Annotated in this window: 16 protein-coding genes and 4 pseudogenes; 12 read left to right on the forward strand and 8 right to left on the reverse strand. The window is 68.8% G+C overall.

Features of this window, described 5'->3' with window-relative positions; all coding sequences use genetic code 11:
* The first annotated feature begins 20 nt into the window (after nt 1-20).
* The 5 genes from ABD858_RS00565 to exaC all read left to right on the forward strand — a co-directional run bounded on the left by ABD858_RS00565 (nt 21) and on the right by exaC (nt 7,919).
* Nucleotides 21-2,882: a DEAD/DEAH box helicase gene (locus ABD858_RS00565; RefSeq protein ID WP_345033708.1), complete on the forward strand. Its 2,862-nt coding sequence runs from the start codon at nt 21-23 to the stop codon at nt 2,880-2,882.
* Nucleotides 2,879-4,129 carry an SWIM zinc finger family protein gene (locus ABD858_RS00570; RefSeq protein WP_345033709.1) on the forward strand — a complete coding sequence of 417 codons (1,251 nt, stop codon included), beginning with the start codon at nt 2,879-2,881 and terminating at the stop codon, nt 4,127-4,129. Before ABD858_RS00565 ends, ABD858_RS00570 begins: the two co-directional genes overlap by 4 nt.
* 167 nt (nt 4,130-4,296) lie before the next feature.
* Nucleotides 4,297-4,944 carry an N-acetylmuramoyl-L-alanine amidase gene (locus ABD858_RS00575; RefSeq protein ID WP_345033711.1) on the forward strand — a complete coding sequence of 216 codons (648 nt, stop codon included), beginning with the start codon at nt 4,297-4,299 and terminating at the stop codon, nt 4,942-4,944.
* 129 nt (nt 4,945-5,073) lie between these two features.
* Nucleotides 5,074-6,345, forward strand: a complete 1,272-nt coding sequence (locus ABD858_RS00580; protein ID WP_345033712.1) for a GAF domain-containing protein — start codon at nt 5,074-5,076, stop codon at nt 6,343-6,345.
* A gap of 50 nt (nt 6,346-6,395) precedes the next feature.
* Nucleotides 6,396-7,919: an acetaldehyde dehydrogenase ExaC gene (exaC, locus tag ABD858_RS00585; RefSeq protein ID WP_345033714.1), complete on the forward strand. Its 1,524-nt coding sequence runs from the start codon at nt 6,396-6,398 to the stop codon at nt 7,917-7,919.
* A 162-nt stretch (nt 7,920-8,081) separates the two neighbouring features.
* On the opposite strand, the gene ABD858_RS00590 is transcribed toward exaC, so the two are convergent.
* The 4 genes from ABD858_RS00590 to ABD858_RS00605 form a co-directional block, all read right to left on the reverse strand.
* Complete coding sequence (locus tag ABD858_RS00590; protein ID WP_345033715.1) at nt 8,082-8,597, reverse strand: hypothetical protein; 516 nt, start codon at nt 8,595-8,597, stop codon at nt 8,082-8,084.
* On the reverse strand, nt 8,591-9,421 hold the full coding sequence (locus ABD858_RS00595; protein WP_345033717.1) for a hypothetical protein: 831 nt from the start codon (nt 9,419-9,421) through the stop codon (nt 8,591-8,593). The genes ABD858_RS00590 and ABD858_RS00595 overlap by 7 nt, the downstream gene beginning before the upstream one ends.
* Complete coding sequence (locus ABD858_RS00600) at nt 9,418-10,653, reverse strand: IS701 family transposase (protein WP_345044180.1); 1,236 nt, start codon at nt 10,651-10,653, stop codon at nt 9,418-9,420. Before ABD858_RS00600 ends, ABD858_RS00595 begins: the two co-directional genes overlap by 4 nt.
* A 160-nt stretch (nt 10,654-10,813) precedes the next feature.
* Nucleotides 10,814-11,251, reverse strand: coding sequence for a hypothetical protein (locus tag ABD858_RS00605; RefSeq protein ID WP_345033718.1), 438 nt, complete (start codon nt 11,249-11,251; stop codon nt 10,814-10,816).
* Nucleotides 11,252-11,291: 40 nt separating this feature from the next.
* Between ABD858_RS00605 and ABD858_RS00610 the strand changes: the two genes are divergently transcribed.
* Together ABD858_RS00610 and cutA are read left to right on the forward strand one after the other, a co-directional pair.
* Nucleotides 11,292-11,516 carry a hypothetical protein gene (locus ABD858_RS00610; RefSeq protein WP_345033719.1) on the forward strand — a complete coding sequence of 75 codons (225 nt, stop codon included), beginning with the start codon at nt 11,292-11,294 and terminating at the stop codon, nt 11,514-11,516.
* A gap of 43 nt (nt 11,517-11,559) precedes the next feature.
* Entirely contained in the window at nt 11,560-11,880 is a 321-nt protein-coding gene (cutA, locus tag ABD858_RS00615; RefSeq protein WP_073948164.1) for a divalent-cation tolerance protein CutA, read from the forward strand.
* Between the two features lie 74 nt (nt 11,881-11,954).
* Here the strand turns inward: cutA and ABD858_RS00620 are convergent.
* Nucleotides 11,955-12,344: pseudogene (locus ABD858_RS00620) on the reverse strand (transcriptional regulator); the annotation flags it as partial.
* 95 nt (nt 12,345-12,439) lie between these two features.
* On the opposite strand from ABD858_RS00620, the gene ABD858_RS00625 reads away from it, so the two are divergent.
* From ABD858_RS00625 to ABD858_RS00640, 4 genes and pseudogenes are all read left to right on the forward strand, one after another.
* A complete protein-coding gene (locus tag ABD858_RS00625; protein WP_345033718.1) occupies nt 12,440-12,877 on the forward strand; it encodes a hypothetical protein in 438 nt (145 codons plus the stop codon).
* Nucleotides 12,878-13,037: 160 nt separating this feature from the next.
* Nucleotides 13,038-14,273, forward strand: a complete 1,236-nt coding sequence (locus tag ABD858_RS00630; protein ID WP_345044180.1) for an IS701 family transposase — start codon at nt 13,038-13,040, stop codon at nt 14,271-14,273.
* Between the two features lie 101 nt (nt 14,274-14,374).
* A pseudogene (locus ABD858_RS00635) lies at nt 14,375-15,378 on the forward strand (IS5 family transposase).
* A gap of 145 nt (nt 15,379-15,523) precedes the next feature.
* Nucleotides 15,524-16,477 carry an IS481 family transposase gene (locus ABD858_RS00640; RefSeq protein WP_345033722.1) on the forward strand — a complete coding sequence of 318 codons (954 nt, stop codon included), beginning with the start codon at nt 15,524-15,526 and terminating at the stop codon, nt 16,475-16,477.
* Here ABD858_RS00640 and ABD858_RS00645 read toward each other — a convergent pair.
* Nucleotides 16,469-16,600, reverse strand: a pseudogene (locus tag ABD858_RS00645) (DUF5655 domain-containing protein); the annotation flags it as partial. The gene ABD858_RS00640 and the pseudogene ABD858_RS00645 sit on opposite strands and share 9 nt — an antisense overlap.
* A gap of 101 nt (nt 16,601-16,701) precedes the next feature.
* Between ABD858_RS00645 and ABD858_RS00650 the strand changes: the two are divergent.
* A pseudogene (locus ABD858_RS00650) lies at nt 16,702-16,887 on the forward strand (DNA-directed RNA polymerase subunit alpha); the annotation flags it as partial.
* A 196-nt stretch (nt 16,888-17,083) separates the two neighbouring features.
* Here ABD858_RS00650 and ABD858_RS00655 read toward each other — a convergent pair.
* Together ABD858_RS00655 and ABD858_RS00660 are read right to left on the reverse strand one after the other, a co-directional pair.
* Entirely contained in the window at nt 17,084-18,340 is a 1,257-nt protein-coding gene (locus ABD858_RS00655) for an argonaute/piwi family protein (RefSeq protein ID WP_345033724.1), read from the reverse strand.
* 185 nt (nt 18,341-18,525) lie between these two features.
* Nucleotides 18,526-19,821 carry an HNH endonuclease gene (locus ABD858_RS00660; protein WP_345033725.1) on the reverse strand — a complete coding sequence of 432 codons (1,296 nt, stop codon included), beginning with the start codon at nt 19,819-19,821 and terminating at the stop codon, nt 18,526-18,528.
* Nucleotides 19,822-19,956 lie beyond the last annotated feature (135 nt).

Genomic DNA, 19,956 nt, shown 5'->3' on the forward strand with positions numbered 1-19,956 from the left:
CCCAGGCCGAGTAGTCAAATTTGAGGAATCACATCATCGCTGCGCACAGTTCCCCCACGGCAACGCCCTCCGAGATCACCGAACTCGCCCGCTGCTCCGCGGTCTTCCTGCCCGCGATCCCGGCACGCGCAGGCCGCGTCGCCTTCTGGCACCCCGACGGCAGCGAGCCGCCCGCCGTGCTCGCGGCTGCCGTCGAGGAGGTGACGCTCGTCGCCGACGACGCGCGTCCCTGTGACGCACGGGCGCTGGTGCTGCCCGTGGGGGACGCGCTGCCGGTCCTCACCCGGGCCCGCACCTCGGCACAGGCCACCGAGGCCGTCGCGTTCTGGGGCGCCGCCGCGCTGCTCGCCCTGCAACTCGCTGCCCGCGGGCGGCTGCTGCCGGGTCTCACCGCCGACGACCACGACGCCTGGCGGGCCGGGCCACTGGCCGCCGACGACCTGGAGCGGGTACGCACCCTCGCCGCGTCGATGCCGCCGCGTGCCCACGCCGTGCCCCTCGACGGCACCGAGCCGGTGCGGCTGCCCGAACCGGAGCGGCTGCTGAGGACCTTCCTCGACGCGGTAGCGGACGGACTGCCGCGCACTCCCGCCGCACCACTCGCCGCCGGCGGCCCGGCCTTCGCGGCACCGGCGCCGCAGCGCGTTCCCGAGCAGCGGGCCTGGGCCGCCGAGATCGCCGCCGGGCACGACGCGGGCGTACGTCTCTCCCTGCGGGTCGAACTGCCCGGGCTCGCCGCGGCGGACGCCGAGGGCGAGAGCCCGGTCTTCCGTGCCGTCCTCCAGATCCACAGTGTCAGCGACCCGCTGCTGGTCGCGGACTCCGCCGAGGTGTGGGCCGGCTCCGGTCCGGCCGGCGCCTCCTTCGGGCCGCGGGCCCGGATGGACGCGCTGGTCGCGCTGCGCCGGGCCGCCCGCGCCTGGGCCCCGCTCGCGCCCCTGCTCTCGGCGGCGGTGCCGGATGCCGTCGAGCTCGCCGACGAGGAGGTGACCGAGCTGCTGGGCGAGGCGGCGCGGGCCCTCGCCGCCACCGGTGTACAGGTGCACTGGCCCAGGGAGCCGGCGCGGGGGCTGACCGCACGTGCCGTCGTCGGACCGCAGGAGGAGGACAGCGGCACCGCGGCGCCGTCCTTCCTCTCCGCGGACGCCCTGCTCGCGTTCAACTGGTCGTTCGCACTGGGCGACCAGCGGCTCACCCGCGAGGAACTGGACCGGCTCGCCGAGGCGAGCCGTCCCGTGGTGCGGCTGCGCGACCAGTGGGTGCTGGTCGACCCGGAGGACGCGCGGCGCGCCCGGGCGCGCCAGGACCGCAAGCTCACCCCGGTCGACGCGCTCGGTGCCGTACTGACCGGGCGGGCCGAGGTCGACGGGCAACGGGTGGACGTCGAGGCCACGGGCTGGCTGGCCGGGCTGCGCGACCTGCTCGCCGACCCGGAGGGTACGCAGACGATCGGGCAGCCGGAAGCGCTCGCCGCCCGGCTGCGCGACTACCAGCTGCGCGGGCTCAACTGGCTCGCCCGGATGACCTCGCTCGGCCTCGGCGGCTGCCTCGCCGACGACATGGGTCTGGGCAAGACGATCACGCTGATCGCCCTCCATCTGCACCGGCAGACGGAGCGGCCGACGGCCGGTCCCACGCTCGTGGTCTGCCCGACGTCGCTGATGGGCAACTGGCAGCGGGAGATCGGCAGGTTCGCGCCGGGCACCCCGGTGCGCCGCTTCCACGGCGCCGCGCGCAGTCTGGAGGAACTGGCGGACGGGGAGTTCGTACTCACCACGTACGGCACGATGCGGCTGGACGCCGGTCGGCTCGCCGGGGTGGAGTGGGGTCTGGTGGTCGCCGACGAGGCCCAACATGTCAAGAATCCGCACTCCTCGACCGCGAAGCAGCTGCGCACCATCGGCGCAAAGGCGCGGGTCGCGCTCACCGGCACGCCCGTGGAGAACAATCTCTCCGAGCTGTGGGCGGTCCTCGACTGGACGACGCCGGGGCTGCTGGGGCGACTCGGTACGTTCCGTACCCGCTACGCCCGGGCCGTCGAGAGCGGCGGCGACCCCGCCGCCGCCGAGCGGCTCGCCCGGCTCGTACGTCCCTTCCTGTTGCGCCGCCGCAAGTCCGACCCGGGGATCGCGCCCGAGCTGCCGTCGAAGACCGAGACCGACCGGGCCGTACCGCTCACCAAGGAGCAGGCAGGCCTGTACGAGGCGGTGGTGCGCGAGACGCTCGCGGAGATCTCCGGCGCGGACGGCTTCGCCCGCCGCGGCCTGGTGATGAAGCTGCTGACCTCGCTCAAGCAGATCTGCAACCATCCGGCGCAGTACCTCAAGGAGGACAGCCCCAGGGTCGAGAACCGCTCGGGGAAGCTGGAGCTGCTGGACGAACTGCTCGACACGATCGTCGCCGAGGGCGCGGGTGTGCTGGTCTTCACGCAGTACGCGCAAATGGCCCGGCTGATGGAGCATCACCTGACGCGCCGTGGAGTGCCTGTGCAGCTGTTGCACGGCGGGACCCCCGTGGCCGAACGGGAGGAGCAGGTGCGCCGCTTCCAGAACGGTGAAGTCCCGGTTTTCCTGCTGTCGTTGAAGGCCGCGGGCACGGGTCTGAACCTCACCCGGGCCGGTCATGTCGTGCACTACGACCGCTGGTGGAACCCGGCCGTGGAGGCGCAGGCCACCGACCGCGCGTACCGCATCGGCCAGACCCGGCCCGTGCAGGTGCACCGGCTGATCTGTGAGGGCACGATCGAGGACCGGATCGCCGACATGCTCGCGCGGAAGCGGGAGTTGGCGGACGCCGTCCTCGGCTCGGGCGAGGCCGCGCTGACCGAACTGTCCGACGCCGAGCTGGCGGACCTGGTGGAACTGCGAGGGGGCGCACGATGACTCGGGGGTATGAGGACGAGTGGACGTTCGAGGCGCTGCCGCCGGTCCACGGGCGCGGCTTCGCGCAGACCTGGTGGGGCCGGGCCTGGCTGCAGGCGCTGGAGGACACGGCGCTGGACGGCGGGCAGCTGAAAAAGGGACGGAAGTACGCCCGCGAGGGCGCCGTCGGCGCGATCTCCGTACGACCCGGGCGGATCACGGCGGTCGTGCACGGCCATCGCGCCGATGTGCTGCTGCGGCAGTTGGGCGACGCGGAATGGGATCGCTTTCTGGACACGGCAGCCGGCCGGTCGGGACATATCGCGGCTCTGCTGGACCGCGAGATGTCGCCCCACCTGGTGGAGGACGCATCAGCCACCGGGGTCGAACTGCTGCCGGGCATCGGCGACCTGGAACCCGGATGCGGCTGCGGCGTATGGGACCACTGCCCGCATACGGCGGCGCTGAGCTACCAGGTGGCGCGACTGCTCGACCGGGACCCGTTCGTGCTGCTGCTGCTGCGTGGGCGGAGCAAGCGCCGGCTGCTCGACGAGCTCCAGGAGCGCAGCGCCGTCCGGGCGGCGGCCCCGGTCGCTCCCGAGGCCGGGGCAGAGCCCGAGGGTGTACCGGCCGACGAGGCGTTCGCGGCGCGGGACATCCTGCCCCCGCTGCCCGCTCCCCCGCCGCTCCCGGAGCGGCCGGGCCGCCCGCCGGCCCTGGACACCGAGACCGGCCCGGCACCGGGCGTCGACGCGGCCGCGCTGGAGTTCCTGGCGGCCGACGCGGCGGTCCGGGCGTACCGCATGCTGGCGGAAGCACTGGCTCCCGGCCATGGAGGCCGACCGGTGGAGGGCCGGCTGACGGCCGGCCAGGACGCTGTCCGGATGGCCGCCGGGGACCCGGAGGCCCGGATCGCCGCCCGGATCGCGGAGCACACCGGACGCGGACGGGCGGAGCTGGACCTCGCAGTACGGGCCTGGCAGGTGGGCGGCGCCGCGTCGCTGTCCGTCCTCGAGGAGGACTGGACCCCGGGGCCGGAGGGACTGGCGCGGGCCCACGCGGCGCTCGAGCGTGCCTGGGAGGACGGCGAACGGCCGCCGCTGCGGGCGAGCCGCAACCGGTGGACGGTGCTCGATGCGAACGTCCAGCTGCGTTACGGCCGTGACGGACGCTGGTGGCCGTACCGCAGACACCGCGGCCGCTGGATCCCTGCCGGACCCGCCGCCTCGGATCCGGCGTCGGCGCTCGCCGGGGCGGCCGACGGCTGAGGTCCGGGCGTGTCCGTCCCCGGAGGGCTTGACGGCCGACGGCACCCAGCAACCCGAAAATCATACTTTCGGATCATGTTCACTGACACGCCGTCGGCCGGATTCCGCCCCCTCCACACGCCCCGTAGCGTGGGCCGCTCCCTGCTCAAACCCCCACAGGAGTGGTCATGGAACGCAGCCTGCCGAATCGCAGATGGCTATTGCGGGGCGCCATCGCCTCGGCAAGCGGGGCCGCCGGTGCGGCGGTGCCCCTGCTGGCACGGAGGGGCGACAAGCCCACGCCCGCACCCGGCCCCGCCCCCGCTCGCGGCCCGGCCCGCAGAAGGGACCCCGTCGACTTTCCGTCCGCGGCGTGGGTTCCGGCCGCACCGCCCAATTACACGCGGGCCCGTCGCCCTGCCGAATATCCCGTCGAGTACGTGGTCATCCATCTCACCACCGACACCTTCAACATCATGATCGACACCTTCCAGGACCCGCGCGAAGCGTTGTCCGCGCACTATGTGATGCGCTCCTACGACGGCCACATCGTCCAGTGCGTACGCGAGCAGGACGTCGCCTGGCATTCGGGCAACTGGGACTTCAACACCCGCAGCATCGGCATCGAGCACGAGGGCTGGATGGACCAGCCCATGTACACCGATGCGATGTACGAGGCATCGGCCGAGCTCACCGCCTCCATCTGTGCGAAATACGGGATTCCGGTGGACCGGAAGCACATTCTCGGCCACGTCGAGGTCCCCCTTGCCACGCACGAGGACCCCGGGCCCAACTGGGACTGGAGGCGATACATGAAACTCGTCAGGGCCGCCTGACTCCGGTTCACTCCGGCCAGGCCGCCGGCCCCGCGCCGCTTGCCGTCGGCCGCCGCCCGCACGACGATGGGCGGTCCCGTCGTCGCATCCGGGGAGGCCGAGTTGGGCGGTTCACGGTACGACTCATGGGTGGCGCTGGAACCCGGCGCCGACCCCGCCGAGCGGCGTGGTGCACTGCGCCGCGCCCACGAGGCGTTCACCACGGCGGGTCGGCTGGAGCGGCCGGTGCCGGTACGCCCGCCGGTCGCCGACTCCTGGCAGCGTTCGGCCCGGGCTCGTGTCTCCCCGGACGGGGCGGCGCGGGTGGAGCTGTGCGAGGACGAACTGGCCCCGTACCGCGAAGGGCATCCGCTGTCCCGGGCCATGCCGGTGATCCGTGAGCTGATGGGCGCGTATGCCGTGGACGGCGAACACCTCGTCGCCGTCTGCGACGCGCAGGGGCGGCTGCTGTGGGTGGAGGGACACCCCGCCGCCCGGCGGCGGGCGCAGGACATGAACTTCGTGGAGGGCGCCCGCTGGGCGGAGTCCGCGGTGGGTACGAACGCGCCGGGCACAGCTCTTAAGGTCGACCGTCCGGTGCAGGTCTTCGCCGCCGAGCACTTCCGCCGTCCGGTCCAGCAGTGGACCTGCGCGGCCGCCCCGGTGCACGACCCGGCCACCGGGCGGCTGCTGGGCGCCGTGGACATCACGGGCGGCGACCGGCTCGCCCATCCGCACAGCCTCGCCTTCGTGCAGGCCGTGGCCCGCGCGGCGGAGTCCCAGCTGGCGCTGCTGGCGCCGCCGCCGGCCACGGACTCGGTGCGGCTGTGCGCGCTGGGGCGGGACGAGGCACTGCTGATCGCAAACGGGCGGACGCTGCGGCTGGGGCGCCGGCACAGCGAGATCCTGGTACTGCTGGCCCACCGGCCGGAGGGCCTGGGCGGGGACGAACTGCTGATCGAACTCTACGAGGACGAGTCGGTCTCCCCGGTGACCCTGCGGGCCGAACTCTCCCGGCTGCGCCGGCTGCTCGGCCCGGATCTGCTGCGTTCACGCCCGTACCGGCTGGCCCTGCCCATCGACGCGGACTTCGGCGCGGTGCTGCGGCGGCTGGCGTCGGGCGGCGTCACCGCGGCGATGGGCGCATATGCGGGACCGCTGCTACCGGCGTCGCAGGCACCCGCGGTGGTGCGGCTGCGCCGACGGCTCGAGGACCAGCTGCGTGCCGCACTCATCGACCGGGCGGACCCGGGACTGCTGTCCGACTGGGCGCACAGCCCCTGGGGCGAGGAGGACCTCCCGGTCTGGCGGGCGCTGGCCGCCGCGCTTCCGGGACCGCGAAGGGCGCCCGTGCTGGCCCGGGTCCGCGCGTTGGACGCCGAGCAGTCCTGTGCAACGGGTTCGCAACCTCCGGGTGCCTAGCCTCGCGCCGAGCGCCGCCCAACGGCGGGTGGCGAGAGGAGGCCAGAGCGATGACGCGTTACGCCGCACCCGGCGCCGAAGGCTCGATCATGTCGTACCGGTACCGGTACGACCACTGGATCGGCGGCGAGTACGTCCCGCCCGCGCGCGGCCAGTACTTCGAGAACCCGAGCCCTGTCAACGGCCGTACCTTCACCGAGATCGCGCGCGGCACCGCCGAGGACGTCGAAAAGGCGCTGGACGCGGCGCACGCGGCCGCGCCCGCCTGGGGGCGTACCGCCGCGAACGAGCGCGCGAACATCCTGTTGAGGATCGCGGACCGGATGGAGACCCATCTGGAGGAGCTCGCGGTCGCCGAGAGCTGGGAGAACGGCAAGCCGGTCCGGGAGACCCTGGCCGCGGACATACCGCTCGCCATCGACCACTTCCGGTACTTCGCGGGTGCGCTGCGGGCCCAGGAAGGGTCGCTGAGCGAGCTCGACGACAACACGGTCGCATACCACTTCCACGAGCCGCTCGGTGTGGTGGCTCAGATCATTCCGTGGAACTTCCCGATCCTGATGGCGGTGTGGAAGCTGGCGCCCGCGCTCGCCGCGGGCAACGCGGTGGTACTGAAACCCGCCGAGCAGACCCCGGCCTCCATCCACTACTGGATGAGCCTGGTCGCCGATCTGCTGCCGCCGGGCGTGATCAACATCGTCAACGGCTTCGGCGTGGAGGCGGGCAAGCCGCTCGCGTCCAGCCCGCGCGTCGCGAAGATCGCCTTCACCGGTGAGACCACGACAGGCCGGCTGATCATGCAGTACGCCTCGGAGAACATCAAGCCGGTCACGCTCGAGCTGGGCGGCAAGTCGCCGAACATCTTCTTCGACGACATCTGGTCGGCGGACGACGAGTTGCGCGACAAGGCCCTCGAGGGCTTCACGATGTTCGCGCTCAACCAGGGCGAGGTCTGCACCTGTCCTTCACGGGCACTGATCCAGCGCGGCCATTACAGCGAGTTCCTTGACGCGGCGATCGCCCGCACCGAGGCGATCGTGCCCGGGCACCCGCTGGACACGGACACAATGATCGGCGCGCAGGCCTCCAACGACCAGCTCCAGAAAATCCTTTCGTACCTTGACATCGGCCAGCAGGAGGGCGCCAAGATACTGACGGGCGGTCAGCGGATCGAACACGAAGGCGAACTGGCCGGCGGCTACTACGTCCAGCCCACCGTCTTCGAGGGCGACAACCGCATGCGGATCTTCCAGGAGGAGATCTTCGGCCCGGTCGTCGCGGTGACGTCCTTCACCGACTTCGACGACGCGATCCGCACGGCGAACGACACCCTGTACGGCCTGGGGGCCGGGGTGTGGACCCGGGACATGAACACCGCGTACCGGGCGGGCCGGGCCATCCAGGCGGGCCGGGTGTGGACCAACTGCTATCACGCCTATCCGGCGCATGCCGCCTTCGGCGGCTACAAGCAGTCGGGCATCGGCCGAGAGACGCACAAGATGATGCTGGAGCACTACCAGCAGACGAAGAATCTTCTGGTGTCGTACTCGCCGAAGAGGCTGGGCTTCTTCTAGACACATGCGAAAAGGCGCCTGACCTGGGTTTTCACCCGTCAGGCGCCCTTCGTGCAACCCGTTCTCGACCGGGCCCGGCTTGCGTGCTAACTCCCAGTTCCTCCCACGACTGCACCCCTCCTGACCAGTGCTTCCGGACCAGTCACGGACCAAACCCCCGGTTCAGCCCTCGGGTACGTCACCCTGACTGACGCGCTGCCACTCGTTCATGGACTGCTCGATGAGACGGTTCGCCTGCTCTCGAAGGCCGTCAAGGAACTTGGCGTAGTGGCGAAAGAGAACCTCGATGCTCTGGCCGGCGCGGCGGGCGCACTCGGCCGGGTCCACTCCGGAGTAGAGCCAGAACGAGATCCCGGCGTGACGGAGATCGTAAGGCCGCTTGGCCAGGCGAGAAGTGCGCTCAGTACGGGTCAGGGCGTATTCCCGGGCCCGCGCCCATGTGATGCCGTAGGCGGCAGCGTCCACGTAGTTACCAGCCTGGTTCCGGAAAAGTCGACCGTCAGGTGCCACGTCGAACCGATTCACATGGGCACGCAGCATGCGTACGAACTGCGGCAGGATGGGAACAGGCCGCGTCGCGCTTGCCGCGCGACGCTTGAGCGAGTGCACCTCGTGCACCTCACCGTCGTCGGTCCACCCCTTGCCAGACGTGACGACCCCGCCCGAGAGGTTCAGCATGCCCCATCCCGTCTTTGGCAAGTGGCATTGCTCGATCCGAAGGTGGATGACCTCTGCTGGCCGCATAGCCGCGAGTACATGCAACCGAAGAATGCTTCAAGATGAGGACCCCGCCCCCGCTGGCAAGCAACGGCCTCGAGCAGCCGAAGCACCTGGGCCGGATTGGGAACGGCGGCCGGATCCACCTCCTCATTGACTGCTGGCGCTTGCCACCGGAGCCCTTTGAGGGGGTTCTCTGCGAAGTACCCCTTCTCCACCGCAGTGTTGAGAGCTTCGTTGAACGCAGCCCTCTTGCGTCGGGCTGTTTTAGCCGCAGCCGCCTTGCCGTCCAGCTTGCGGCACATCGCATCGAGGGCCCGCCTCAGAACGTCGGCTTCCGCGAGGGCGCTGACCGGCAGCGAGTTGCGCTTCATCCAGTCCAGCGCATGGAGCCACTCCTCGGTGGGCTCGCACTCCCAAGCTTTCTTGTTGAATGCCCACGAGTACAGGGCACGCCGCAGTACCCGCGGATCGGAATACGCTGCGCCGGGGCGTACCAGGGCGGGCGTGACCGTAGCGAAGGCATCAGCCAGGGTGCGGCGGGTGTTCCCTGGCGTGCGCTCCCATCTTTGCTCGATGTATTCGTGCACCAGGTCGTACCACGTAGTGCGCTGCTTGATGGACCGCAACTCGGATGCTGGCAGACCTGTGTGCTCGTCAAACGGCTCACCCTCGCGCGCGGCTGTCATCAGCTTCGCACGCCGGCTGTCAGCAAGCGCGAACGCGATGAAGGACTCAGACTTCTCTCGCCCGTTAATACTCCAGCTGTAGATGGTGATCTTCACGCTTGAGCGGCTTGCCGCCGGTAGTGGCTGGCCTGGGATCGGGCTTGGTGGCGGCGTCGCCAGTCGGACCAGCCGAGCCGATGTGCGGCATCGTGGACGGGCCGGACGACGAGAGTGATGAACAGGCGCTGGATCTCGTTGCAGGTGAGGGGTATGAGGCCGTTCGGTGCCGGTTGGCGGGCATGGTCATCGGCTCGGACGACGGCGAGGAAGGCGTGGGCGAGCATGGCGAGGGTGACCCAACGGGACCAGGACGTGTAGCGGCGGACCTGGTGCTCGTCCAGTGCGGCCAGGCCCTTGCCGGACTGGAAGAACTCCTCCACCCGCCACCTTGATCCAGCTACTCGCACCAACTCGGCCAGCGGCACTGCGGCGGGCGAGTAGCAGCGGTAGTAGGCGAGTTCGCCGGTGCTGCGGTTGCGGCGGATCAGCATCTGGCGGCTCCCGGGTCGGGGGTCGGCGAGGTCGATGACGGCCCAGTCGTAGAAGCGGTGGCCCTTCGCACCGGTCCCCGCCGACAGCTTCTGCCAGGCCCGCTTGGGGACCTTCTTGGCCAGGGTGTCGGCACGGAACTTGCCGGCTCCAGTTGCGGCTTCGTACGAGCAGGCCACCGCGAGGACGTAGCCGGTGCCGCGTTCCTCCAGCACCGTGCGAAGTTTCGGGTTACCGCCGTAGACCTCGTCGCCCGCAACCCACGCGGCCCGGTGGCCGGCGTCCAGGAACCGGGCGACCATCCGCGCAGCCAGTTCCGGCTTGGTGGCGAAAGCGGTCTCCTCGCCAAGCCCGGCGGCCCGGCAGCGGTCGGGGTCGGCGGTCCAGGAGCGCGGGACGTACAACTCCCGGTCCACCGCGGCATGCCCGCGCTGACCGGCGTAGACCAGGTAGACGGCAACTTGGGCGTTCTCGATTCTGCCGGCAGTGCCGGTGTACTGGCGCTGGACACCGACCGTGGCGGTGCCCTTCTTCACGTCGCCGGTCTCGTCGACCACCAGCACCGCCCGCTCGTCGCGCAGGTGCTCCACCACGTAGCCCCGCACGTCATCACGGACCGCGTCGGCGTCCCACTTGGCCCGGCTGAGCAGGTGCTGCATCGCGTCTGGGGTGGACTCCCCGGCCCACTCGGCGATCGTCCAGCAGTTCTTGCGAGGCAGGTCCGACAGGAGTCCGAGCACCAACCGCCGGACTCGGCGGCGGGGCTCCACCCGCGCGAAACGACCCGCGATCCGGCTCATCAGGCCCTCGAATACGTCCTGCCAGTGGACCGGGTCTACGCTGTGACCTGCGGCCACCGCTTGATCGTTCGTTGTCTTCACAAACCACGATGATCACCGGTGGCCGCAACCGTCTCGCTCCCGGTCCAGATCGCGGGACCGTACCGCGGCGGCCGGGATGCTAGGCCATCCAGCAGTACAGGCCGTGACCCCGCCCCTCGGCGGCACGGGCCAGGTCTGCCAGATCACCCAGGAGTTCCCGCACCATCTCCAAGTCGAACGCCTCGCCCTCGGCGGCCCGTTCCTGGATCCACAGCTCGCCGACCTCGGCAAGGCGAGAGGCCGAAGCGCCGGCCAGCGCTCCTTGAAGCGCACCCGAGGCGACAAACAGCAGGGGGCCGTCCCCATCCTCTGGGTCAGCAACCATGCGCGGCTCATCGGACGCGACGAGCGCCTCGAAGCTCTGCCCAGTAAGCAGGCTCTCCCACTCGACCACCGCCTCGGAAGCATCGAAGTTGCCGCAGGCCAGCGAGTCGAAGACGCCGACCGGCCCGCGATCAACAATGCCCGCAGCTGAGGTGTCGTCAGGGGCGATGAAGAACTTGATGATGATGCTCACCTGTGCATGGTGCCCGCTCAGGCCGCCACACCCCCACACGATGTCCCGGGAGATCCTGCCGAAGTCCATCAAGATCACGATCTACAGCTGGAGTACTAATTGCGGGGTTCCGCTTTCGATGCCGCAACTACCCGTGACCGTCCTCGGACAGGGGCGTCGCCGCCTCGATGGCTCGGTGACCCGCATGATCACGCCGCTCTGTTTAGCGGATGGTCCGGCACGGGCCGGGATGATGCTGTTTCAGCAGCGTGACGTGTGCCCTTGACGGCTCGGTAGAGTCGCGGTAACTGAACTGGAGAGGCAATTGCATGGCCAACGAGATTGTGATCGCGCAGACGACCAGCGACAACGAGGATCAGGCGAAGGCGTTGGCCCGTGGCGCGGTCGAGAGCAAGCTGGCAGCGGGCGTTCACATTGATGCGCCGATCACAGCCTTCTACTGGTGGAAGGGGAAGGTCGAGACGGCGCAGGAGTGGCGGATCTCGTACATGACTACGACGGACCGTCTCCCGGCACTGGAGGCGTGGCTGCACGAGAAGCACCCCTACGACGTTCCCCAGTGGATCACGCTGCCCGTGACCGGCGGGTCGGAGGCGTACCTGTCCTGGGTTATCGAGGAGACGGCATAGGTTCTGCGGAGCGCCGGGCCGCCCGTACGACGGCGCTCGCGTCCTGGGCTTACCCGCCTACTGCGTGTGGGGTCTCAGGATGCGAACTTCCGTAGATGGCGGCCGAGTTCCTGCCCACTGTCAGGGAGCGACGAGGCGATAGTCGATGCGCGCTCCTTGCCCATCGTGTTGGGCTTGGCCTCTGCAGCTGCGACGAACTGACGTGACACGTACACCCCTTGATCGACGTCACCCCCACGCAGTAGGGCCGAAGCGAGATCACCGAGGACCACGACGCCCCCGTCCGGTAGACCGTCTCCGAGGCGGTCGACCGCGGTATCAGCTGTGGCCGTGAGCTCGGGACGCCTCAGCTGGCCGTACACGGACAGGGCCAACGAGTCCATGCGGTATGGGGTCACGAACCTGACCCATGCCTGCTCGCTGGCGTGGTCCGCGAAATCGTAAGCGAAGCGCGCTCGGTCTAATACTCCAGCTGTAGATCGTGATCTTGATGGACTTCGGCAGGATCTCCCGGGACATCGTGTGGGGGTGTGGCGGCCTGAGCGGGCACCATGCACAGGTGAGCATCATCATCAAGTTCTTCATCGCCCCTGACGACACCTCAGCTGCGGGCATTGTTGATCGCGGGCCGGTCGGCGTCTTCGACTCGCTGGCCTGCGGCAACTTCGATGCTTCCGAGGCGGTGGTCGAGTGGGAGAGCCTGCTTACTGGGCAGAGCTTCGAGGCGCTCGTCGCGTCCGATGAGCCGCGCATGGTTGCTGACCCAGAGGATGGGGACGGCCCCCTGCTGTTTGTCGCCTCGGGTGCGCTTCAAGGAGCGCTGGCCGGCGCTTCGGCCTCTCGCCTTGCCGAGGTCGGCGAGCTGTGGATCCAGGAACGGGCCGCCGAGGGCGAGGCGTTCGACTTGGAGATGGTGCGGGAACTCCTGGGTGATCTGGCAGACCTGGCCCGTGCCGCCGAGGGGCGGGGTCACGGCCTGTACTGCTGGATGGCCTAGCATCCCGGCCGCCGCGGTACGGTCCCGCGATCTGGACCGGGAGCGAGACGGTTGCGGCCACCGGTGATCATCGTGGTTTGTGAAGACAACGAACGATCAAGCGGTGGCCGCAGGTCACAGCGTAGACCCGGTCCACTGGCAGGACGTATTCGAGGGCCTGATGAGCCGGATCGCGGGTCGTTTCGCGCGGGTGGAGCCCCGCCGCCGAGTCCGGCGGTTGGTGCTCGGACTCCTGTCGGACCTGCCTCGCAAGAACTGCTGGACGATCGCCGAGTGGGCCGGGGAGTCCACCCCAGACGCGATGCAGCACCTGCTCAGCCGGGCCAAGTGGGACGCCGACGCGGTCCGTGATGACGTGCGGGGCTACGTGGTGGAGCACCTGCGCGACGAGCGGGCGGTGCTGGTGGTCGACGAGACCGGCGACGTGAAGAAGGGCACCGCCACGGTCGGTGTCCAGCGCCAGTACACCGGCACTGCCGGCAGAATCGAGAACGCCCAAGTTGCCGTCTACCTGGTCTACGCCGGTCAGCGCGGGCATGCCGCGGTGGACCGGGAGTTGTACGTCCCGCGCTCCTGGACCGCCGACCCCGACCGCTGCCGGGCCGCCGGGCTTGGCGAGGAGACCGCTTTCGCCACCAAGCCGGAACTGGCTGCGCGGATGGTCGCCCGGTTCCTGGACGCCGGCCACCGGGCCGCGTGGGTTGCGGGCGACGAGGTCTACGGCGGTAACCCGAAACTTCGCACGGTGCTGGAGGAACGCGGCACCGGCTACGTCCTCGCGGTGGCCTGCTCGTACGAAGCCGCAACTGGAGCCGGCAAGTTCCGTGCCGACACCCTGGCCAAGAAGGTCCCCAAGCGGGCCTGGCAGAAGCTGTCGGCGGGGACCGGTGCGAAGGGCCACCGCTTCTACGACTGGGCCGTCATCGACCTCGCCGACCCCCGACCCGGGAGCCGCCAGATGCTGATCCGCCGCAACCGCAGCACCGGCGAACTCGCCTACTACCGCTGCTACTCGCCCGCCGCAGTGCCGCTGGCCGAGTTGGTGCGAGTAGCTGGATCAAGGTGGCGGGTGGAGGAGTTCTTCCAGTCCGGCAAGGGCCTGGCCGCACTGGACGAGCACCAGGTCCGCCGCTACACGTCCTGGTCCCGTTGGGTCACCCTCGCCATGCTCGCCCACGCCTTCCTCGCCGTCGTCCGAGCCGATGACCATGCCCGCCAACCGGCACCGAACGGCCTCATACCCCTCACCTGCAACGAGATCCAGCGCCTGTTCATCACTCTCGTCGTCCGGCCCGTCCACGATGCCGCACATCGGCTCGGCTGGTCCGACTGGCGACGCCGCCACCAAGCCCGATCCCAGGCCAGCCACTACCGGCGGCAAGCCGCTCAAGCGTGAAGATCACCATCTACAGCTGGAGTACTAGGGCGCGTATCGAGTTGTGATCAATTTGCGGGATTCGCCCTCGCGGCGGGGCCTGATCCGGTAGATCGTCTTGCATGACGCGGGTGCAGTTGACGGACGAGGAGTGGGAGTTCATCGAGCCGTACCTGCCAATCGGCAGGTTTGGCCCGTACCCCGAACGGCTGCGACAGCAATTCGAAGGCGTGATCTGGCGGTTCAGGACGGGCGGGCAGTGGCGGGAGATGCCGAAGGAGTTCGGTGCCTGGCCGACCGTCCACAACCGCTTCCGGCAGTGGAGGGATGCCGGCGTCTTCGAAGCCCTGCTGGAGGGCCTGATCGCGGAAGCCGCGAAGCGGGGTGAGGTGGACTTGTCCCTGGTCAGCGTGGACTCCACCACAGCCCGGGCCCACCACGACGCTGCCGGTACCCATCTCGGCCAGGACGTCATGACCGCTCTGGAGAAGGCCGCCGTCGACGAGGAGAAGGCCCGGCAAAAGGGGGCGGCCCGGAAGAACAAGACGGGCAGGACGCCGGAAACGACCCCGAGCGGGAAGAACGACGGCACATCCGGCGCCGGCGCAAACTCCGGCTGAAAGCCGCCCTGCTCGGACGTTCGAGGGGCGGGCTGACCAGCAAGGTTCATCTCGCCGCCGACCGGAAGTGCCGTCCTCTGGCGTTCGTCCTGACCGCGGGGCAGGCCGCGGACAGCCCGCAGTTCATCCCCGTGCTCAAGAAGGTGCGGGTCCGCCTGCCCGTCGGCCGCCCCCGCACCCGCCCCGACGCGGTTGCCGGCGACAAGGCCTACTCGTCCCACGGAAACCGTGCCTACCTGCGGAAACGCCGCATCAAGGCGGTCATCCCGGAGAAGAAGGACCAGGCCGCCAACCGGAAGAAGAAAGGCAGCAGGGGCGGTCGGCCCGTCAGCCACGACGCCGACCTCTACAAGGAGCGGAATGCCGTCGAGCGGCTGATCAACAAGCTGAAGGCATGGCGAGGCATCGCCACCCGCTTCGACAAGACCCCTGAGAGCTACCTCGCCGGCCTCCACCTCCGCGCCTCGATGATCTGGATCAAGGACCTCACGCGGACCACCCCTTGATCACAACCGAATACGCGCCCTAGCTGTTCTGTCTCGGGAGGTTGTGGACAGTGACAGGGGTCACGGCTGACCAATCTTGAAATGGGTGAGGGCCTTCTGGCCTGGTGTGGATTGCGACATCTGCACCAGCAACAGAAAGGCCCTCGTGCCCCACCGTAATGCACCCCTGAGCGAAACCGGCCGCCTGCGCCTGGCCCGCTGCGTCGTCGACGAGGGCTGGACCCTGCGCCGGGCCGCCGAACGCTTCCAGGTCTCACCCACGACAGCCCAGCGGTGGGCCGGCCGCTACCTCGAGCTGGGCGAGGCAGGCATGACCGACCGGTCCTCACGCCCGCAGCGCAGCCCGCGCCGGACCCCGACCCGCACCGAGCGGCGCATCATCAAGGTCCGCGTCCTGCGCCGGTGGGGGCCGGCCCGCATCGCCTACCTTCTCGGGCTGAACCCCGCGACCGTCCACCGGGTCCTGACCCGCTACGGCCTGGCCCGTCTGACCCACCTGGACCGTGCCACCGGCCGCGTCATACGCCGCTACGAACGTGAACGCCCCGGCGAACTGGTGCACGTGGACATCAAGAAGCTCGGCAACATCCCCGACGGCGGAGGCCACAAGACCCTCGGACGCCAGGCCGGCCGCAAGACCCGCTCCGGCGTCGGTTACAGCTACCTGCACAACGCCGTCGACGACCACTCCCGCCTCGCCTACAGCGAGATCCTCGGCGACGAGAAGAAGGAGACCGCCGTCGGATTCTGGCAGCGGGCCCACGCCTTCTTCGCCCAGGCCGGGATCACCGTCGAACGCGTCCTGACCGACAACGGCTCCTGCTATAAATCCCACCTGTGGCGCAACTGCCTCACAGAGCAAGGGATTTCACACAAGCGGACCCGCCCCTACCGGCCCCAGACCAACGGGAAAGTCGAGAGGTTCAACCGCACCCTCCTCGACGAATGGGCCTACGCACAGCCCTACCGGAGCGAGACCGAGCGACGCGAGGCATACCCCGCCTGGCTGCACACCTACAATCACCACCGCGGACACACCGCGCTCAAGGGCCAACCACCCGCCAGCCGCGTCCCTAACCTCACGGGTCAGTACACCTAGCAGCGTCTCCATGTGCGCCTCGACGAGACCCTGCACATCTGCCTCGACCTCAGCAAGACGCGGCATGACCTCGCTCACGCCGCTTTGCGATGCGTCCGTCCGGAACAACTTCAAGCCGACCACCCCCGTTATCGCATAGGAGATGGACAACGTCGGACGGGCGGAGAATTGTTTCCGCAACCAGCACGAGGCACGTGAAGAACGTGTGCCGGAGGCCCGATCGACTGGTTCAGCGCTCCGAGGCTTACCTCCCGGACGTCCGCAACTTCGGTGCGAAGTCCATCGCCGAGGTCATGGAAAAGCTCCCCGGGATGGGCCTGGCCCTGAAGGACAGCCCGCCCGGATTCAACCCGCCCGCCGCCGCCTTCGACGCGGACGCGGGCTTCGTGGAGACCGAGCAGTACCGCTGAGCCGCGCCGGTCATAAGACAAAGCGTCCAGGGACAGGAGAACCTCACCGCTGTTTCGACGCCCTCAGGGGACCTCGGGCGGGTCGCGCCAACGTACAGCCAGGTGGACAGCGCCGAGTGCCGCAGGTCGTACAGCCGTTTCGCCGGCAGGGAGCTGACGAGAAGGGGGCGTTGCCCGAGGCCGGCACCTCGTGCATTCAGATATAGAACTTGAACTGAGGCAGTGGCTCCCGGTCTGCGGGGATCTCCCTCATGATCTCGCCGACCAGCCCGGAGAACTTGATCGTGATCGGCAGGAGTCCGCCCAATGCGGCCGAGTTCCAATTGAGCTTCGTGAGCGCGAGGACTTCCTTCAGCAGAGCATCTCGCGAAGAATCCTGTCCGACATGGTCTGCGACCTGGAGCGGCGCCGGAACGTGCATCCCGTGGAACTCGTTGAGCGCGGATATGTAGCCCGTCGTGTACAGGTAGTCCAAGTCACCGAAAGTGAAACGGGTTCCGCGCAGCGGCGGGTACTTCGATGTGGTGATGAGACGTACCCGGCTCTGCACCTCAAGCGCCATCAGGTCGTAGCGCCGCACACGGGACTCGATCGCCGCGCGGAAGCCGTCACGTTCGTCCGGCCAGTAGCGCGAGGTCTTGTGGACCACGATGCGAGCCGGGGTCTGCTTCATGGCTGCCTCGTACCGGTCGAGTACCAGGGCCATCAGCTGGTGCGCGCCGTCAGCCGTCAGGTGAGGCGAACGACTCCCGGTCTTGTTCGGATCCCACTCGAATTCGTGTCCCCGGAGAACCAGTCCTTCCCCTCGCTCGTCAAACACCTGCACGAGGCTGGTCTGCATCGTCGCATCCGCGCTACCCAGTGGCCGATAGAAGCCGATGCCGACGTAGCAGGTCCCAGGCGTAAGGCCGTACGGACTCCACGGATAGCCTCCCGCCTTGCAGTACATCGCGGTGAAGAAGTTCCAGGCGATGCGGGAGGGCGGTGTCCTGTCGCGCCCGTCGAGCGCGGGCGCTCGGACGATCTGCGTTGGTATGCGGAACTTCATGGCGCTCGCCTTGAGAGCCCGGCGCAGGTCGCGATGGACCGCGCCGGTCTCTTTGCCGGTGTAGTCGGCCGTGCCGCAGCGCGTCACGATCTGGTCGGACAGCGCGATCACGACGTAGTCGGGGACGCTGTCACGCTCTGCCAACTGCCGGAACTTGGCCTCGAACAGGGTCAAGGCAGCGTGGAAGCGGTCCTTCTGCGACTTGATCTCCAGTACCTGCCGCAGTTCGGTCTGCCCCAGTTCTTCATTCCACGCGTCGTCGAACTCCAGCGACGAGAAGAACCCGCGGTCGGGCATCCACCCAGGGAACTCCGGGTTGTTCAGATCCCCGCGTACGCCCTCGGCGCGACTGCTCATCCAGGTACGGGCCGCCTCGACGAGCTCGGCGGTACCGATCAGCCCCACGCGCAGCCGGGTGGGATGGCGGCCCGATGCCGTCCAGGAACGCGGCCCGTAGCGTGCGATGCCGGCCTTGGGGTCAATGTGCAGGCCGTCGTCGGCGAACTGCAGCAGCGGTTCGGGAAAGTAGGTGCTAGCGATGAGCGACGGGGAGCCGGCGGGCGAGATCCTCGGTGGAGCAGGGCGTGCCGTCATCGCAGCGTTTCCTCCGCGTCGTCGTCTTCGTCGGCGGCATCATCGTCCTCGCTCAGACCCTCCGCCTCGGCCCAGGTGAAGAGGTCGTCCACGTAGTCGACATTCTTGAAGGGCATGTCGTGCTCGGGGGGAATGCCCGGCCAGCGCACCTGTCCGCTACTCAGCGATGTCGAGACGATCAAATTCTGCCTGTCCGTGCCGAAGGGGAAGAAAATCCGCGGAGTGCTCCTGCCGAGGAAGTCCCGCCAGAACTGCACTTCGCCCAGGAGGTCGTGGTTGAAGAGGCGGGACTTCTTCCGGGTCACCTGCCGCCCGATGTACTTGGCCTGTATGGACTCGAAGCCGTCGGAGGTGACACGCAACTCGGGTCTGACGCTCAGGCACCACTGGTTGTCACCGATGAGGAAGAAGCGCAGCGAAACAGCACGGTGAAGCCAATAGTTGCGAGCCTCCCCGGTCGCTCGCTTCTTGGGCTGCCATACGACGCTCCGGGTCGCCCTGCTGGCATTCAACGGCCGGTATGGCACGGAGCGTTCAACGCCAGCAGCCTCCGGTTCGAAGTAGTAGCGGTGGTGGTCGTGGTCGAGCCGCAGTCCGAGACGTCCGGTGAGTTTGTTCAGCGACCGGTTCAGCAGCGCGACGTACCACCCCAGCCTGTCGGGATCCGTCCACCACTCCTTGGTGGAGAAGCGCTCGGTCTCCGTGCACGCCACCACGTCGACGAACGGGTTGCTGGTGTCCCGCAAGTCCTGGAATGCCCACAACCGCCCCTCACGCAGGATGAACGGCGTCATCGTCCCAGCAGATGCCGCGGCTGGCCGGACCTCGTTCTCCCGGCCGACAGAGCAAGGAGCTCCGTAGATGTAGCGCGGCATCTGCGTAACCGGCAGCACGTTGCTGTACACGGTGTCGTTGACCATCGGGGGCAGCTCCGTCGGCACGTTGGAACGCCCGCCAAGCCTGCGCTCGATCCGCTGTTCGTGAGTCTCCTTCATGGCGTGCAGACGCTCCACCGTGTACTTCGCCAGCGCACCTTCGGAGTCGATCAGCTGGTGATGCTGATTGCACAGCAAGATCAGGTTCTCGTACCGATTGCGCTCCTCCGGCGTCAACGGTGAATCGCCCCGCGGACCGTTCGGGCTCTCCGCCACGATGTGGGCCATCTCGCCAAGCACCACAACGGGGTCTTCCGGCGTCCCCTGAGCCGTCAGCAGTAAGCCGCATCCGGGAAAGGCGCAGATATTGCCGGAACGCTGGGTCAACTTGCGTTGCTGCGCGACAGGTACGGCCACAACACCTCCTCCAGGTAACCCACATGCTACGGACGACCTCTGACAAAGGCCCTCCCTCGCACAGGAGTGCGAACCATCGGGGCTCCGCTGCGTCGCAGCACCCGCTGGTGGGTCGTCACCGCGTCGGCCCAGCCT

Source organism: Streptomyces sannanensis (assembly GCF_039536205.1).
Taxonomy (GTDB): domain Bacteria; phylum Actinomycetota; class Actinomycetes; order Streptomycetales; family Streptomycetaceae; genus Streptomyces; species Streptomyces sannanensis.

Excerpts from the sequence above, each read along its gene's own strand:
- ABD858_RS00570 (WP_345033709.1), top strand. The coding sequence starts at position 2,879 with ATGACTCGGGGGTATGAGGACGAGTGGACGTTCGAGGCGCTGCCGCCG.
- ABD858_RS00575 (WP_345033711.1), top strand. The coding sequence starts at position 4,297 with ATGGAACGCAGCCTGCCGAATCGCAGATGGCTATTGCGGGGCGCCATC.
- exaC (WP_345033714.1), top strand. The coding sequence starts at position 6,396 with ATGACGCGTTACGCCGCACCCGGCGCCGAAGGCTCGATCATGTCGTAC.
- ABD858_RS00590 (WP_345033715.1), bottom strand. The coding sequence starts at position 8,597 with ATGCTGAACCTCTCGGGCGGGGTCGTCACGTCTGGCAAGGGGTGGACC.
- ABD858_RS00600 (WP_345044180.1), bottom strand. The coding sequence starts at position 10,653 with ATGAGCCGGATCGCGGGTCGTTTCGCGCGGGTGGAGCCCCGCCGCCGA.
- ABD858_RS00610 (WP_345033719.1), top strand. The coding sequence starts at position 11,292 with ATGTCCCGGGAGATCCTGCCGAAGTCCATCAAGATCACGATCTACAGC.
- cutA (WP_073948164.1), top strand. The coding sequence starts at position 11,560 with ATGGCCAACGAGATTGTGATCGCGCAGACGACCAGCGACAACGAGGAT.
- ABD858_RS00630 (WP_345044180.1), top strand. The coding sequence starts at position 13,038 with ATGAGCCGGATCGCGGGTCGTTTCGCGCGGGTGGAGCCCCGCCGCCGA.